Below are 15,239 nucleotides of genomic sequence, written 5' to 3' on the forward strand. Positions count from 1 at the left end.
CACTGGATCCCTTTCCTGCCTCGACGAGAGAATGCCATGAGATCACTGGTCAGTTTTAAGAACATCAAAAAGAGCTACGACGGCGAAAAGCTGGTGGTGCGCAATCTCAATCTGGACGTGCAGGAAGGCGAATTTTTGACGCTACTGGGGCCTTCCGGTTCCGGAAAAACCACCAGTCTGATGATGCTGGCCGGGTTTGAGACGCCGACCGACGGCGAGATTTTCCTGCGTGATAAGCCGCTGCACACGCTGCCGCCGCATCAGCGGGATATCGGCATGGTGTTCCAGAACTATGCGTTGTTCCCGCATATGACGGTGGCCGAGAACCTGGCGTTTCCGCTGTCGATCCGCAAGCTGAGCAAGGCGGACGTGAAGGATCGGGTCAGCCGGATCCTCGATATGATCAAACTGACCTCGCTGGCCGATCGATATCCGGCGCAAATGTCGGGTGGACAACAGCAACGCGTGGCCCTGGCCAGAGCGCTGGTGTTTGAACCTAAACTGGTCTTGATGGATGAGCCCTTAGGGGCGCTGGATAAGCAGCTGCGGGAACATATGCAGATGGAAATCAAGCAGCTGCACGAGATGCTGGGTCTGACGATTGTTTACGTCACCCACGACCAGAGCGAGGCGATGACCATGTCGAATCGCGTGGCGGTGTTTAACGACGGCATGATCCAGCAGATGGACAGCCCAAACCGCCTGTACGAACAGCCGGCGAATGCCTTTGTGGCGCAGTTTATCGGGGAGAATAACAGCCTGCTGGCGACTCAGGTCGGCTCGGAAGGGGATTACTATCAGGTGCAGCTGGATGACGGCACGCGTCTTGATGCGCTGAAGGTACGCCCAAGCTCGCCGGGTAAAAAGATCCAGCTCAGCATTCGCCCCGAGCGCGTCAACGTCAATGCGCCAGAAGCGGGTGACCAGCAGGTTCGTGCGCGAATTCAACAGTTTATCTATCTGGGGGATCACGTCAGAATGCTGACCGAAGTCGGTGGGCAGGGCAACTTTATGGTGAAGCTGACGCCAGCCAAAGTCGACAACAGCTGGAAGCCGGGCAGCGAAGTAACGCTCTCCTGGCAGCCAGCGCATCTGCGGGCGCTGGATGTAATGATTCAGTAACGCCTGCAACCACAAAAAAAAGGCCGCTCAATTTTAGCGGCCTTTTTCGATTACCTGCGGCAGGGATTAACGAACGACAACCTGACGAGGCTGCGTTTTACGACCCATCATGCCAAGTGCGCCGGCAACGGCGGCTTCAATCAGCAGAACGATTAATGTCATCCAGCTGGCTTTGGCAGTGGCGGCCGCAGCCTGTTGAGCGGCTTCACGCGCTTTCTGCTCGGCCTGAGCCTTCAGTTCCTGATATTTCTGACGCGCCTGCTCGTAGCTTTTCTGTGTTTGCGCAACGATCTGATCGACTTCCTGATCGCTTTTTCCGGTCCGCGCTTTGATGATATTTTTCAGCGCATCAACATCGGCTGCCTGCAGCGTATCCTGATTGCGTTGCAGCACGCCTTTGAACCAGTTTGCTAAATCCGTATCGGCATTTTGTGGATTATTCGCCGTATTCTGCGCCTGATTCTGGGCCGTCTGCGATTCCTTATTCGCATCATTTTTCAGCGCCTGCGGCTGTAACTCTGGCTTGCCAGTTTGTTGCAGCGTTTTTTCCAGTTCGCTCTGTACATTTCCCAGATCGAAGTTATTTTCCTTCAACGTTTCTTTCGCTTTATTGGCGATGGAAGGTGCGATAGCAGAAATACCGTTGCCCACCATGCTAAAGCCCGAACCAATTACGCTGGCGGTACCGCTCACCGCGCTGCTTAATAGCGAGATAGCTAACCAAACCACAAACAAGGTATTTACCGCCCACATCAGCAGGCCGTGTAACGCGCCTTCACGCTGAGCCAGACGGCCGGTAACAAATGCCCCCGCGCCAATGGAAATCAGCATGCTTAAACCCGTCCAGATCGCGGCCCCTGTGCCCAGTCCATCCAGAGGGTTTTGCTCTTTTAACGGATCGATGGTGGTGGCACCAATTGCGGTACCAAGAATGGTCAGCAATAAATAAATGACCACTGATAAGATCACGCCAGCAAAAATGGCACTCCACGAGATGCGTTTAAGCGGGACGCCAGTATTAACGTCACTGTAAACCGGATGGATATTATGGTCGCTCATAACTGTTCTCTCTTAATCTGATTATAAGTAGGGATAGCAAGTTAATATTATTATTAAGCTTTTTACGCTCCTGATGGCTTTCCTGATTAAGACTAGTCCTGGATTGCATTTTGTCCATAAAATAATTACGCCGCTAAATTACAGATAGCTTTCAACGAATTAAACCCTTTTGAATTATTGCCAGATGTGAAAATGGACCCTGCGCGAAAAAATACATGGGACATAAAATTCCTAAGCACAGGAAAGGAAAGTCAGTGAATATTATTTTAAATTTGTGATGTCAGTAAAAAGAGGTTAAAAAAAAGGCGAATCCAGTGGATCCGCCTTTACGTGGTCATCAGCGTCATTTAACGCACAGAATAGCCAGCTTTAGCCTTCAGCCTGTTTGGACTGAATCGCCGTCAGTGCGATGGTATAAACAATATCGTCTACCAGTGCACCGCGAGACAGGTCGTTTACCGGCTTACGCATACCTTGCAGCATTGGCCCGATGGAGATCAGGTCCGCAGAGCGCTGCACGGCTTTGTAGGTGGTGTTACCGGTGTTCAGGTCCGGGAAGATAAATACGGTGGCACGGCCCGCTACCGGCGAGTTTGGCGCCTTGGATTTTGCCACGTCCGCCATGATCGCCGCGTCATACTGCAGCGGACCATCGATCACCAGATCCGGGCGTTTTTCCTGAGCGATGCGCGTCGCTTCGCGCACTTTCTCTACGTCACTGCCTGCACCGGAAGTGCCGGTTGAGTAGGAGATCATCGCCACGCGCGGCTCGATGCCGAAGGCGAGGGCGGAATCCGCAGACTGAATCGCGATTTCTGCCAACTGCTCCGGGTTAGGATCCGGGTTGATGGCGCAGTCGCCATACACCAGCACCTGCTCAGGCAGCAGCATAAAGAACACCGACGAAACCAGCGAGCTGTTCGGCGCGGTTTTGATCAGCTGCAACGGCGGACGAATGGTGTTGGCCGTGGTGTGGATGGCACCGGAAACCAGACCGTCAACTTCGCCACGCTCCAGCATCAGCGTACCGAGCATCACGTTATCTTCCAGCTGCTCTTTGGCCACCACTTCGGTCATGCCTTTGCTCTTACGCAGCTCAACCAGCCGCGCGACATAGTTCTCACGCGCGACTTCCGGATCGACAATCTCGATGCCTTTACCCAGCTCAACGCCCTGCACGGCGGCAACGCGGTGGATCTCTTCCGGGTTGCCCAGCAGGACGCAGGACGCGATGCCACGTTCGGCGCAGATGGCTGCTGCTTTGATGGTGCGTGGCTCTTCGCCTTCTGGCAGCACGATGCGCTTGCCGGCTTTGCGCGCCAGCTCGGTCAGCTGGTAACGGAAGGCCGGAGGCGACAGACGACGGCTGCGCTCGGATGCCGCAGTCAGCGATTCAACCCAGTCGGAGTCGATATGGCTGGCGACATATTCCTGCACGCGCTCAATACGCTGGGTATCGTCGCTTGGGACTTCCAGATTGAAGCTTTGCAGGCTCAGGGAGGTCTGCCAGGTGTTGGTTTTCACCATAAACACCGGCAGGCCGGTGGCGAAGGCGCGCTCACACAGCTTGCGGATCGGCTCATCAATCTGGTAGCCACCGGTCAGCAGGATGGCCCCGATTTCCACGCCGTTCATTGCCGCCAGACAGGCAGAAACGATCACATCCGGACGGTCTGCAGATGTCACCAGCAGTGAACCGGGACGGAAGTGTTCCAGCATATGCGGGATGCTGCGCGCGCAGAAGGTTACGGACTTCACGCGGCGCGTCAGAATATCGCCTTCGTTGATCACTTCAGCGTTCAGGTGGCGGCACATATCGATGGCGCGGGTGGCAATCAGTTCGAAGCTCCACGGCACGCAGCCCAGTACCGGCAGCGGGCTGTTGGCAAACAGCTGCTTAGGATCGATATTGGCAACGCTGGCTTTGTTGGAGTCATCAAAGATTTCGGACAGATCCGGACGGGTACGGCCTTGTTCATCGACTGGCGCGTTCAGTTTGTTGATGATCACGCCGGTAATGCTTTTGTTTTTGCTGCCGCCGAAGCTGCTCTGGGTCAGTTCGATGCGTTCTTTTAACTGAGCCGGAGAATCATTGCCCAGTGACATCACGAAGACAATTTCGGCATTCAGGGTTTTGGCAATTTCATAGTTCAGCGCAGAGGCGAACTGGTGCTTACGGGTCGGCACCAGGCCTTCAACCAGCACCACTTCGGCATCTTTGGTGTTTTCGTGATAACGCGCGATGATCTCTTCCATCAGCACGTCCTGCTGGTTCGAACCCAGCAACGACTCCACACGGCTCATCTGCAGCGGTTCGGCTGCGGGAATAGAGGAGCTTTTACGGATGATGGTGGTGGTCTGGTCCGGCGAGTCGCCGCCGGTGCGAGGCTGGGCGATAGGTTTGAACACGCTCAGGCGCACGCCTTTACGTTCCATGGCGCGGATCACACCGAGGCTGATACTGGTCAAACCGACACTGGTGCCGGTGGGGATGAGCATAATAGTACGAGACACAATGAACCTCTCGAATTGGCTCAGGATCCCTGAAGCGCGGGCTTGCGCGATCCTGAGTGGCTGGTGTCAAAAACAACTCCGTCAGCCTGAGCTGACGGAGGGAAGGGCTTATGCAGTCAGACGGCTGGCGTCCTGGGCAATCACCAACTCTTCATTGGTTGGGATGACCAGAGCCGGGCGTGTGCCTTCTTTATTGATGTAGCCTGATTTGCCGAAGCGGGCAGCCAGGTTGCGTTCATGATCCACTTCAAAGCCAAGCAGGCCCAGGCGACCCAGCGACAGTTCACGAACCATCGCGGCGTTTTCACCGATGCCGCCGGTAAAGATGACCGCATCCAGGCGACCGTCCATCAGCGCGGTGTACGAACCAATGTATTTTGCCAGGCGGTGGCAATAGACGTCCATGGCGCGCTTGGCATCTTCTTTGGTGGTGTAGTTGTCTTCAACGTAACGGCAGTCGCTGGTGACTTCGGTCAGACCCAGCAGGCCAGACTCTTTGGTCAGCAGACGGTTAATCGCATCAACGCTCATGCCCAGCGTGTCGTGCAGGAAGAACACCACTGCAGGATCGATATCGCCTGAACGGGTTCCCATCACCAGACCTTCCAGCGGGGTCAGGCCCATCGAGGTATCGACACAGACGCCATTGCGGATAGCCGCAACCGAACCGCCGTTGCCCAGATGGCAAGTGATGATGTTCAGCTCTTCAACCGGCTTGTTCAGCACTTTGGCCGCTTCGTGAGTGACATAGAAGTGGCTGGTACCGTGTGCGCCATAGCGACGAACGCCGTGCTCGCGATACAGTTTGTACGGCAGGGCATAAAGATAGGATTCTTCCGGCATTGTCTGATGGAAAGCGGTGTCGAAAACCGCCACATTCTTATCTGACAGGTGCGGGAAGTTCTTCATGGCTTCATCAATGCCGATCAGGTGCGCCGGGTTGTGCAGCGGCGCGAAGGACGACGCATCTTTAATGCCTTGAATCACATCCTGATCGATGATCACTGACTGGGTCAGCTTTTCGCCACCGTGAACGATGCGGTGACCTATCGAAGTGATAAGTGCAGACAGCTCTGGTTTTTGTGCCAGAATAGTTTTAACGATGAAGTTAAGTGCCTCGCTGTGTGCCGCGCCAGCGCCTAAGGCTTCTTCGTGTTTAGCGCCTTCCATCTTCCACTTAATGCGTGCTTCTGGCAGGTGGAAACATTCGGCTAAACCGGAGAGATATTCTTCACCATTTGCCGGATCGATAATGGCAAACTTAAGTGAAGAACTGCCGCAGTTCAGAACCAAAACTAACTTACTCGACATGGAAGGTCCTATTGGTTAAAAGTGGCGAAAAAAAACTCAATCAGACTATCAGCGTAGCGCATGAAAGCTGGTACATTAATGATGAACGTCAAGCTCACGGCAAATTTTGTCCAAAAGCAAAAAAACTTTATAAACTTTACGCCTTTTTTTGAACGTAGAGTGATTTTTGACTGGCCTTACTGCTAGCTAATAGCAACCTCGTAACAGCCATTCAACAATCGCGCACAGGATAACCAGTGTGCCTGTTAAAGACAAAATATTTTGAAGGATGTAAGGTAAAGTTGTTGAGTTGTCTATTTTGTTTAAATTTTATCTCCGAAGTTGAGGTCAACCATGGCTAATGAATCCGGCACCGTCGGTTGGTTTAAACTGTTCCAGTGTGGGCAGCATTATATGAAAACATGGCCTGCCGATAAGCGCCTGGCGGCCATTTTTCCGGAGAACCGTGTTTCACGTGCAACACGGTTTTCTATCCGCTTTATGCCGCCGCTGGCCGTTTTCGCCATGAGCTGGCAAATTGCGCTGGGCGGTCAGTTGGGCCCTGCCGTGGCGACCGCGCTGTTCGCCTGCAGCCTGCCAATGCAAGGGCTGTGGTGGTTGGGTAAGCGTTCCGTAACGCCATTACCGCCCACGCTGCTCAACTGGTTCCATGAAGTTCGCGAGAAACTGCAGGCCGCCGGCCAGGCCATTGCGCCAGTGGAAGGCAAACCCACGTATCAATCGTTAGCCGATGTGCTGAAACGTGCCTTCAAGCAGCTTGATAAGACCTTCCTCGACGATCTTTAACGTCCTGACCGGGTTTTCTGCGCATTTATTTGACGAAACCCGGTCTGGATCAAAGAAGCGTCTGCTTGCCGTACCGCCCCCAAGCCTGTTGTGCGATCCTTAGTCATCCCCTTCAAATTTCGTTACGCCCAGTGCGGCACAGGAGTTAATGATGGAAATGACCAATGCCCAGCGTTTGATCCTCTCTAATCAGTACAAAATGATGACCATGCTTGATCCCGATAATGCCGAGCGCTATCGCCGTCAGCAAACCATTATTGAGCGAGGCTACGGCTTGCAGATGCGTGAGCTGGACCGCGAATTTGGCGAGCTGACCGAAGCAGTTTGCCGCAGCATTATCGATATTATGGAGCTGCATCACGCGCTGCATGTGTCCTGGACAAATCTGAAAGATCCCACCGTCATTGAAGAACGCCGCCTGACCTTCCTCGGTTTTGATGCCGCCACAGAAGCCCGATATCTCGGCTATGTGCGCTTTATGGTGAATGTGGAAGGGCGCTACACCCATTTTGATTCCGGTACGCATGGCTTTAATGCCCAAACGCCGATGTGGGAAAAGTATCAACGCATGCTGACTGTGTGGCACACTTGTCCGCGGCAGTACCATCTGAGTGCGAATGAGATCGCGCAAATCATCAACGCCTGAGAAGGAAAAGCGTCGTGAAGTGTAAAGGTTTTCTGTTTGATTTGGACGGCACGCTGGTCGATTCATTACCGGTTGTCGAACGCGCCTGGTCTAATTGGGCATCACGGCACGGCATCGCAGCCGAAGAAGTGTTGAACTTCATTCATGGCAAGCAGGCTATCACCTCATTGCGCCACTTTATGGCCGGCTCTTCTGAAGAGGCCATTCAGCAGGAGTTCATCGCGCTGGAGAAGCTTGAGGCGGAAGATACCGACGGCATCGTCGCGTTGCCTGGCGCGGTTGAGCTGCTGGCCAGATTGAATGAGCTGGATATTCCGTGGGCTATCGTCACCTCGGGCTCTGTTCCGGTGGCGTCTGCCCGCCGTAAAGCCGCGGGTTTGCCGGAGCCGGAAGTCTTTGTCACTGCCGAACGCGTGCAGAATGGCAAGCCTGAGCCCGATGCCTATCTGCTCGGCGCACAGTTGCTGGAGCTCGAGCCGGAGGAGTGCGTGGTGGTGGAAGATGCCGCAGCCGGCATTCTTTCAGGCCTGGCAGCAGGTTGCCATGTGGTGGCAGTCAACGCACCGGCCGGATCGCCAAGGCTGGAAGATGTCGATATGCTGCTCAATTCGCTGGAAGAATTGGTGATCCACAAAAATGCCGATGGCAGCATTGATGTGCACAGAAAGCACTAAGACATGATGTAACCCCGCTATAGCGGGGTTTTTTTTATGCGATGATCTGTACCGCCATTCCCCTGTACAGAGATCCCCGTGAACAATGAGTTGATTTGGGTCCTCAGCCTGCTGGCGATCACCATTCTGTTGTTTATCTCCGGCAAATTACGCATGGATGTAATTGCGCTGTGTGTGATCGTTGCTTTTGTCCTCAGCGGAACCCTTACCCTGCAGGAAGCCACCCTCGGTTTCAGCGATCCCAACGTGATTCTTATTGCCGCCCTGTTTGTGATTGGCGAAGGCCTGGTGCGCACCGGCGTCGCGCTGAATATGGGGGAATGGCTGGTCAGGGTCGCGGGCAGTAGCGAAACGAAAATGCTGGTTTTTCTGATGCTGACGGTGGCCGGACTCGGGGCCTTTATGAGCTCGACCGGGGTGGTCGCCATCTTTATTCCGGTGGTGCTCAGCGTGTCGGCCAGAATGGGCAGCTCACCGGCCAGGCTGATGATGCCATTGAGCTTCGCCGGTCTGATCAGCGGCATGATGACGCTGGTCGCCACGCCACCCAACCTGGTGGTAAACAGCGAATTGCTGCGCGAGGGGCTGACGGGATTTCGTTTCTTCGACGTTACGCCGGTGGGTGTGGTGGCGCTGATCCTTGGCATTGGCTATATGCTGGTGGCACGCAAATGGCTGGCGGATCCTGGGCAGAAAGGCCGAGGCCGAGCGCTGAGTTTCAGAAAAACGGCGGTGGATAGCCTGGAGGGTGCACCGGCAAAAAGTCAGGCGCCACACGCAATTTTCTGCATGGCACTGATGGTGGCGATGATGCTGACCAACGCCATTCCGAATCCGATCGCCGCGATAATAGCCTGCCTGCTGATGGGCAAATTCCGCTGTATAGATATGGAGAGCGCCTATCGGGCGATTCAGTGGCCGGGGCTGATCCTGATTATCGGCATGATGCCGTTTGCGTTAGCGTTGCAGAAAACCGGTGGGGTGACGTTGATCGTCGAGGGCTTGATGGATCTGGCGGGCGGCAAAAGTCCGCATGTGATGCTGCTGTGCCTGTTTATCCTGTGCGCCACCGTCGGACTGTTTATTTCCAACACCGCCACGGCGGTGCTGATGGCGCCGATCGGGATTGCCGCCGCGCAGCAGATGGGCCTGTCTCCCTATCCGTTTACCCTGATTATTGCGGTGGCCGCGTCCGCCGCCTTTATGACGCCAGTCTCCTCACCGGTGAACATGCTGGTGATGGGCCCTGGCGGCTATCGCTTCAGTGACTTTGTCAAAATTGGCGTACCCTTCACCCTGATGATCATGGTGGTCAGCGTGTTGCTGGTGCCGGTACTGTTTCCCTTCTGACGCTACAGCGAATCCTGACTGATTTCATCCAGCGACAGGCTGAAGCTCGGGACAAACACCTCAACAAAGTAGTCCATTTCCGGGCTGTGGCGCTCACTAAGGGTTTTCTCCAGCCGGGCTTTTGCCAGCTGAAATTCATGGTTACCGGCGGAGAGTTCTTCCAGACATTTCAGGTAGGCGCAAAGCGCATCAGCCTGTTTCACAATCGCTTTTTCTTCTTCGCTGTGCTGATGCTCATCCAGCAACGGCCGGTAAGCATTGCGCAGCTCTTCAGGCAGCATTTCAATCAGCTTTTGCTGGGCAATCTTTTCGATTTTTTTGTATTCATGGGCAATCTGCGCGTTGTAATACTTTACCGGCGTCGGTAAATCACCGGTCAGCACTTCGCTGGCGTCATGATAGATCGCCATCATCGCGATGCGTTCAGCATTCAGGTTGCCATTGAATTTTTGATTTTTGATCACCGCCAGCGCATGGGCGACCATTGCCACCTGCAGGCTGTGTTCGGAAACATTTTCAGTGCGCACGTTGCGCATCAGGGGCCAACGATTGATCAGCTTAAGACGGGAAAGGTGGGCGAAAAAATGGCTCTGGTTCATGTGTGGCGATTTCCTGTAGCGTGACTGCGGGGAACGGACGGCTCCGTTCCCCAAGCTGCCAGTATAACGCCATACTGATGACGGCGTCAGTGGCGGTTTTGCTACAGATTACTGACGGTAACCTTCGAGGAAGCGACCAAACTTGCTGATGGCCATTTCCAGATCGTTAACGTGAGGCAGGGTGACGATTCGGACATGGTCCGGATACGGCCAGTTAAAGGCGGAGCCCTGAACCAGCAGCACTTTTTCCTGCAGCAGGAAGTCCAGCACCATTTTCTGGTCGTCGTGCAGATTGAACTTCTTGGCGTCAATTTTTGGGAACATATACAGCGCGCCGTCAGGCTTAACGCAGCTGACGCCTGGAATCTCATTGATCAATTCCCATGCCCGGTTGCGCTGCTCATAGAGCCGACCGCCAGGGACGATAAACTCGCTGATGCTCTGGTAGCCGCCTAATGCCGTCTGAATCGCATGCTGTGCAGGCACGTTGGCGCACAGACGCATGGATGCCAACATTTCCAGACCTTCGATATAGCCTTTCGCGTGCTTCTTCGGGCCATTCAGCACCATCCAACCCTGGCGGAAACCGGCCACGCGATAGGTTTTGGACAGGCCGTTAAAGGTGATGGTCAGCAGGTCGGGGGCCAGCGTGGCAATAGAATGATGCTGTGCCGCGTCGTACAGGATTTTGTCGTAGATCTCATCAGCAAAAATAATCAAATTATGCTGACGTGCGATTTCCACCACTTCCATCAACAGCTCTTTGCTGTAAACCGCACCGGTCGGGTTATTGGGGTTAATAATCACGATGCCACGGGTGCGTGGGGTGATTTTACTGCGAATATCATCGAGGTCCGGGAACCAGCCGGCGGATTCGTCACAGAGGTAATGCACCGCTTTGCCGCTGGAAAGAGACACGGCTGCTGTCCACAGTGGGTAATCCGGTGCCGGAACCAGCATCTCGTCGCCCATATTCAGCAACGCCTGCATCGACTGCACGATCAGTTCGGAAACGCCGTTGCCGATATAGACATCTTCCACGGTCATGTCGCGCATACCGCGCGCCTGATAATGCTGAACGATGGCTTTCCGGGCGGAGTAAAGGCCTTTTGAATCACAATAACCCTGCGCGCTCGGCAGATTACGGATCACATCTACCAGGATCTCATCGGGGGCTTCAAAACCAAACGGCGCTGGATTGCCGATATTCAGCTTAAGGACCTTATTGCCTTCTTCCTCAAGACGCTTTGCTTCTTTTAACACCGGTCCACGGATGTCGTAACACACGTTATCCAGTTTGCTTGATTTTTCAATTGGATTCATTTCTCTCGCCTTTGACTTGCAGAACTGCCTTCCTGCCATGGAAAACTAAACCAGCACAATGTACTCCTGTCTGCGGTGCTTTTGAAGGGCATCAGCAGGCTTTGGTGGCTTACCGGAAGAAAACGGTTTTGGCCGGGAGGAGGGAAGGGATGCAGCCGATGAGTTGGCATAAAATGCTGACTATTCTCATCATGCTGAAACTAAAAACTGAACCGCGAGTCTTCTTATTGAGGCGAAAGGGCACTAATGGGTCTTGAAAGAGTTAGATATGTAAGAATTTGGTAAAATTCGATGGATTGATGAACTCTGTAACTGTCAAAATTGTCTTAATTGACTGGTTAAAAATCAATCAGTTTGGCTTAGGGCTATTTTCAGGGGGTTACCCGCGTCGAAGTGGTCCACCTTTACCTTGAGTCAGGCACCCGGGCACGGAATGATAAATTTTTGTATCGGAAGGCCTGATAGCCGGGCTTCGGCCAATAAAATGTTACTTTACTGATAAGAATAATAGGATTGGGGCTTAAAAAGTAAACGACAGTATGGCAGGATAATAACCAGAGGACCTTGCGCCGTGCGTGCAGGTTTCTCAGGTGATATTACGTCGTATACTGTCACCGGTAAGCTTAAGTACGGCTTATCATTTTTCCGCTGTATCTGCAGCGTTCTGGTTTTTCAATTTTACATGGTTTTTTTACACTATCAGCACCGTAGTCAGGCATTACTGTCAGGCTGGCGGCGTTATTTGACCATATTAGTGCCGCTTTCTGTTTCTTATGAGTCAGTGCTGCACACCGAAGTGATGTATCAGATGGAACAAACTGTCATCGGCTCCACCTGCGGTTAATACCGGGGACATTCAGGCTGATGGAGTTTTGACGTCTGCGAGAAAAAGTAGTGCAACGTGCAGTTCAGCGCACCGCATTACGCCATTGTTATCACTGTATCCTATTGATACAGCAGGTAATGACACCAGGGTAGCTGTTCGTATAAATCTTATAAAGTGAAGAAAACATGACTAGTGCAAATCGTCCGATCCTCAATCTTGACCTCGATCTGCTGAGAACATTTGTTGCTGTTGCCGATCTGAACACCTTTGCTGCTGCGGCAGCTGCGGTTTGCAGAACGCAATCAGCGGTTAGCCAGCAGATGCAGCGTCTGGAACAACTGGTTGGCAAAGAACTGTTTGCCAGACATGGACGTAATAAATTACTGACGGAACATGGTATTCAGCTTCTTGGCTATGCCAGAAAGATCCTTCGTTTCAACGACGAAGCCTGTACTTCGTTGATGTACAGCAATATTCAGGGCGTACTGACTATCGGTGCTTCTGATGATACGTCTGATACCATCCTGCCTTTCTTGCTGAACCGCGTCACGTCTGTCTATCCCAAGCTGGCGATTGATGTGCGGGTGAAGCGCAATCCGTTCATGATGGAGATGTTAAATCAGGGTGAAGTGGACTTAGTTGTGACCACCTCGAGCCCGATGAACTTCGCCTTCCAGGTATTGCGTACTTCTCCGACCCTTTGGTATTGCGCCGCTGACTATATCTTCCAGCGCGGGGAAGCGATTCCTCTGGTACTGCTGGACGAGCCAAGCCCGTACCGTGATATGGCCATTGACCACCTCAACGAGGCTGGCATCCCATGGCGCATCTCTTATGTTGCTTCCACTCTTGCGGCCGTCCGCGCAGCGGTGAAAGCGGGTCTGGGCGTGACTGCACGTCCGGTTGAGATGATGAGCCCGGAACTGCGCGTAATGGGTGCGGCAGAAGGTCTGCCGGTTCTGCCTGATACCGAATACCTGCTGTGTCGTAATCCGGAAAGTGACAACGAGCTGGCGCTGGCCATCTTCAATGCCATGGAATCAAGCAACGATCCGTACAACCTGACGCTTGCCGCTCAGGATGCCGCTTCGCTGACGGATGAAGACGAGTAAGTTTCGCTGTAAAAGTTTATTTTTAGTTGTTAATTTTTAACGCTTAATAAGAACTATTTACGGAAATAAAGCCCTTCAGTGCATCTTTGCATTGAAGGGCTTTTTTATTGAAATTTTCTCGCCCTTTTTTGCCGCAAAATTCCCCGCAAATTTCCCTGCTGATGCAAAAACCCTCCGCGACAGATTTCCCCTGTTTTGGACAATTTCTGTCAGCGAAGAAACTATTTAGTGAATTGATTTTGCGCACTGAATTGCGCTGCTTTTTAACTCATAAAAGGCAAAAGTGTGTGCTGGATCAAAAAAATAGCCCCAATAAGGGGAAGGAAAACCCGCAGAATCCTGCCAAAATAGGCGTTGTTAAATCCGCGATCCGCACAGGGAAATACCCGCTACACTTTGACTGAGAAGCTGAACTGACTCGATTTAGCTCACTTTCTGCGCATCATATGTTAAATAAATGCTGCGGGTGTAAATTAATGTGTGGATACTTTTGTCAAAGTTGACAGAAGGTTATAGAAAGGAGTAAAAAACCACATAAAATCGCTGCCTAATCAAAAAAGTCAGCAAAGTTTATAAGGTTTTTTATTTTTCCCTTGAATCGATGGGGTAGGTCAACTGCCAATTACAGAGCAGAATACCGGGCACCCCGAGTTGAGTTAAGCAGAGCGTATGTCTACAACTACTGAAGTTATCGCCCATCACTGGGCTTTTGCCGTATTCCTGATCGTCGCAATTGGCCTTTGCTGCGCAATGTTGGCCGGAGCATGGTTTTTAGGCGGAAAAGCCCGTGGACGCTATACCAACACGCCTTTCGAGTCCGGAGCCCCTGCGGTAGGAACGACCCACCTTCGAATGTCTGCCAAGTTCTACCTGGTGGCCATGTTCTTCGTCATCTTCGACGTTGAAGCCCTCTATTTATACGCCTGGTCGACTGCCATCCGTGAAAGCGGCTGGATCGGCTTCGTGGAAGCCACAATTTTCATTTTGGTACTGCTGGCTGGTTTGGTTTATCTGGTGCGGATCCGCGCGCTGGATTGGGCTCCTGCACCTCGTCGTGTCGTTGTCAAACCCACTACCATCTCGCATTCCAACCGTCATACGCAGTAAAAGCGAGGCTTAAAGATGGACTATACGCTCACCCGCGCGGACCCGAACGGCGAGAATGACCGTTACCCATTACAGAAACAGGAGATCGTCACCGATCCCCTGGAAAAACACGTTCATCAAAACGTCTACATGGGCAAGTTAGAACATGCCATGCACGACATGGTGAACTGGGGACGCAAAAACTCACTCTGGCCGTTTAACTTCGGTCTCTCCTGCTGTTACGTCGAAATGACCACCTCGTTCACCTCAGTGCACGACGTGGCGCGTTTTGGTTCGGAAGTTATCCGTGCCTCGCCACGTCAGGCCGACTTTATGGTGGTTGCAGGAACCTGCTTCACCAAAATGGCACCGGTAGTTCAACGTCTGTATGACCAGATGCTGGAGCCAAAGTGGGTGATCTCGATGGGTGCCTGCGCCAACTCCGGCGGGATGTATGACATCTACTCGGTGGTGCAGGGCGTGGATAAGTTCCTGCCTGTTGACGTCTATATTCCGGGTTGCCCACCGCGCCCAGAAGCCTACATGCAGGCACTGCTGCTGCTGCAGGAATCCATTGGTAAAGAGCGTCGTCCGCTCTCGTGGGTGGTGGGCGATCAGGGTGTTTATCGCGCCAATATGCAGTCCGAGCGCGAAAGAAAGCAGGCGGAACGTATTGCCGTCACCAACCTGCGCACACCTGACGAAATTTAACCGCTACCGCCATTAAGACGTTGCGAGCCTTCGCAGCGTCAGAACAGCAGGTAGAGCAGTTTATGGATGCCCGGCAGCGTATAAAAATCACAACACGCGCACGGTCCATCCTGACGCCAA

The 15,239-nt window shown here is 53.0% G+C and carries 14 protein-coding genes; 9 read left to right on the forward strand and 5 right to left on the reverse strand.

Annotated elements, in window-relative coordinates:
• Nucleotides 1-36 precede the first annotated feature (36 nt).
• Nucleotides 37-1,122, forward strand: a complete 1,086-nt coding sequence (locus ACXKZG_RS06910) for an ABC transporter ATP-binding protein (RefSeq protein WP_206403903.1) — start codon at nt 37-39, stop codon at nt 1,120-1,122.
• A gap of 66 nt (nt 1,123-1,188) precedes the next feature.
• Here ACXKZG_RS06910 and ACXKZG_RS06915 read toward each other — a convergent pair whose 3' ends face one another.
• The 3 genes from ACXKZG_RS06915 to ackA form a co-directional block, all read right to left on the reverse strand.
• Nucleotides 1,189-2,181, reverse strand: coding sequence for a TIGR04086 family membrane protein (locus ACXKZG_RS06915; RefSeq protein ID WP_488875888.1), 993 nt, complete (start codon nt 2,179-2,181; stop codon nt 1,189-1,191).
• 369 nt (nt 2,182-2,550) lie between these two features.
• Nucleotides 2,551-4,695, reverse strand: a complete 2,145-nt coding sequence (gene pta, locus ACXKZG_RS06920; RefSeq protein ID WP_173363015.1) for a phosphate acetyltransferase — start codon at nt 4,693-4,695, stop codon at nt 2,551-2,553.
• Nucleotides 4,696-4,803: 108 nt separating this feature from the next.
• Entirely contained in the window at nt 4,804-6,006 is a 1,203-nt protein-coding gene (gene ackA / locus ACXKZG_RS06925; RefSeq protein ID WP_053144295.1) for an acetate kinase, read from the reverse strand.
• Nucleotides 6,007-6,339: 333 nt separating this feature from the next.
• Between ackA and yfbV the strand changes: the two genes are divergently transcribed.
• The 4 genes from yfbV to ACXKZG_RS06945 all read left to right on the forward strand — a co-directional run bounded on the left by yfbV (nt 6,340) and on the right by ACXKZG_RS06945 (nt 9,462).
• Nucleotides 6,340-6,792 carry a terminus macrodomain insulation protein YfbV gene (gene yfbV, locus ACXKZG_RS06930; RefSeq protein ID WP_013203102.1) on the forward strand — a complete coding sequence of 151 codons (453 nt, stop codon included), beginning with the start codon at nt 6,340-6,342 and terminating at the stop codon, nt 6,790-6,792.
• 151 nt (nt 6,793-6,943) lie between these two features.
• Nucleotides 6,944-7,438, forward strand: a complete 495-nt coding sequence (locus ACXKZG_RS06935) for a YfbU family protein (RefSeq protein ID WP_013203101.1) — start codon at nt 6,944-6,946, stop codon at nt 7,436-7,438.
• 14 nt (nt 7,439-7,452) lie between these two features.
• Nucleotides 7,453-8,112 carry a sugar phosphatase gene (locus tag ACXKZG_RS06940; protein ID WP_346594028.1) on the forward strand — a complete coding sequence of 220 codons (660 nt, stop codon included), beginning with the start codon at nt 7,453-7,455 and terminating at the stop codon, nt 8,110-8,112.
• Nucleotides 8,113-8,190: 78 nt separating this feature from the next.
• Complete coding sequence (locus ACXKZG_RS06945) at nt 8,191-9,462, forward strand: SLC13 family permease (RefSeq protein WP_488875889.1); 1,272 nt, start codon at nt 8,191-8,193, stop codon at nt 9,460-9,462.
• 2 nt (nt 9,463-9,464) lie between these two features.
• On the opposite strand, the gene yfbR is transcribed toward ACXKZG_RS06945, so the two are convergent.
• Together yfbR and ACXKZG_RS06955 are read right to left on the reverse strand one after the other, a co-directional pair.
• Nucleotides 9,465-10,061 (reverse strand): 5'-deoxynucleotidase, encoded by a 597-nt coding sequence (gene yfbR, locus ACXKZG_RS06950; protein WP_013203098.1) that lies wholly within the window; start codon nt 10,059-10,061, stop codon nt 9,465-9,467.
• 108 nt (nt 10,062-10,169) lie between these two features.
• Nucleotides 10,170-11,384, reverse strand: a complete 1,215-nt coding sequence (locus ACXKZG_RS06955) for a pyridoxal phosphate-dependent aminotransferase (RefSeq protein ID WP_013203097.1) — start codon at nt 11,382-11,384, stop codon at nt 10,170-10,172.
• A 1,011-nt stretch (nt 11,385-12,395) separates the two neighbouring features.
• On the opposite strand from ACXKZG_RS06955, the gene lrhA reads away from it, so the two are divergent.
• The 4 genes from lrhA to ACXKZG_RS06975 all read left to right on the forward strand — a co-directional run bounded on the left by lrhA (nt 12,396) and on the right by ACXKZG_RS06975 (nt 15,119).
• A complete protein-coding gene (lrhA, locus tag ACXKZG_RS06960; protein WP_013203095.1) occupies nt 12,396-13,322 on the forward strand; it encodes a transcriptional regulator LrhA in 927 nt (308 codons plus the stop codon).
• 107 nt (nt 13,323-13,429) lie between these two features.
• Complete coding sequence (locus ACXKZG_RS06965; protein ID WP_134824624.1) at nt 13,430-13,726, forward strand: hypothetical protein; 297 nt, start codon at nt 13,430-13,432, stop codon at nt 13,724-13,726.
• Between the two features lie 265 nt (nt 13,727-13,991).
• Nucleotides 13,992-14,429 carry an NADH-quinone oxidoreductase subunit A gene (locus ACXKZG_RS06970; protein WP_013203092.1) on the forward strand — a complete coding sequence of 146 codons (438 nt, stop codon included), beginning with the start codon at nt 13,992-13,994 and terminating at the stop codon, nt 14,427-14,429.
• Nucleotides 14,430-14,444: 15 nt separating this feature from the next.
• Nucleotides 14,445-15,119 carry a NuoB/complex I 20 kDa subunit family protein gene (locus ACXKZG_RS06975; protein WP_013203091.1) on the forward strand — a complete coding sequence of 225 codons (675 nt, stop codon included), beginning with the start codon at nt 14,445-14,447 and terminating at the stop codon, nt 15,117-15,119.
• The last annotated feature ends 120 nt before the right edge of the window (nt 15,120-15,239 follow it).

Source organism: Erwinia sp. 2186 (genome assembly GCF_057812255.1).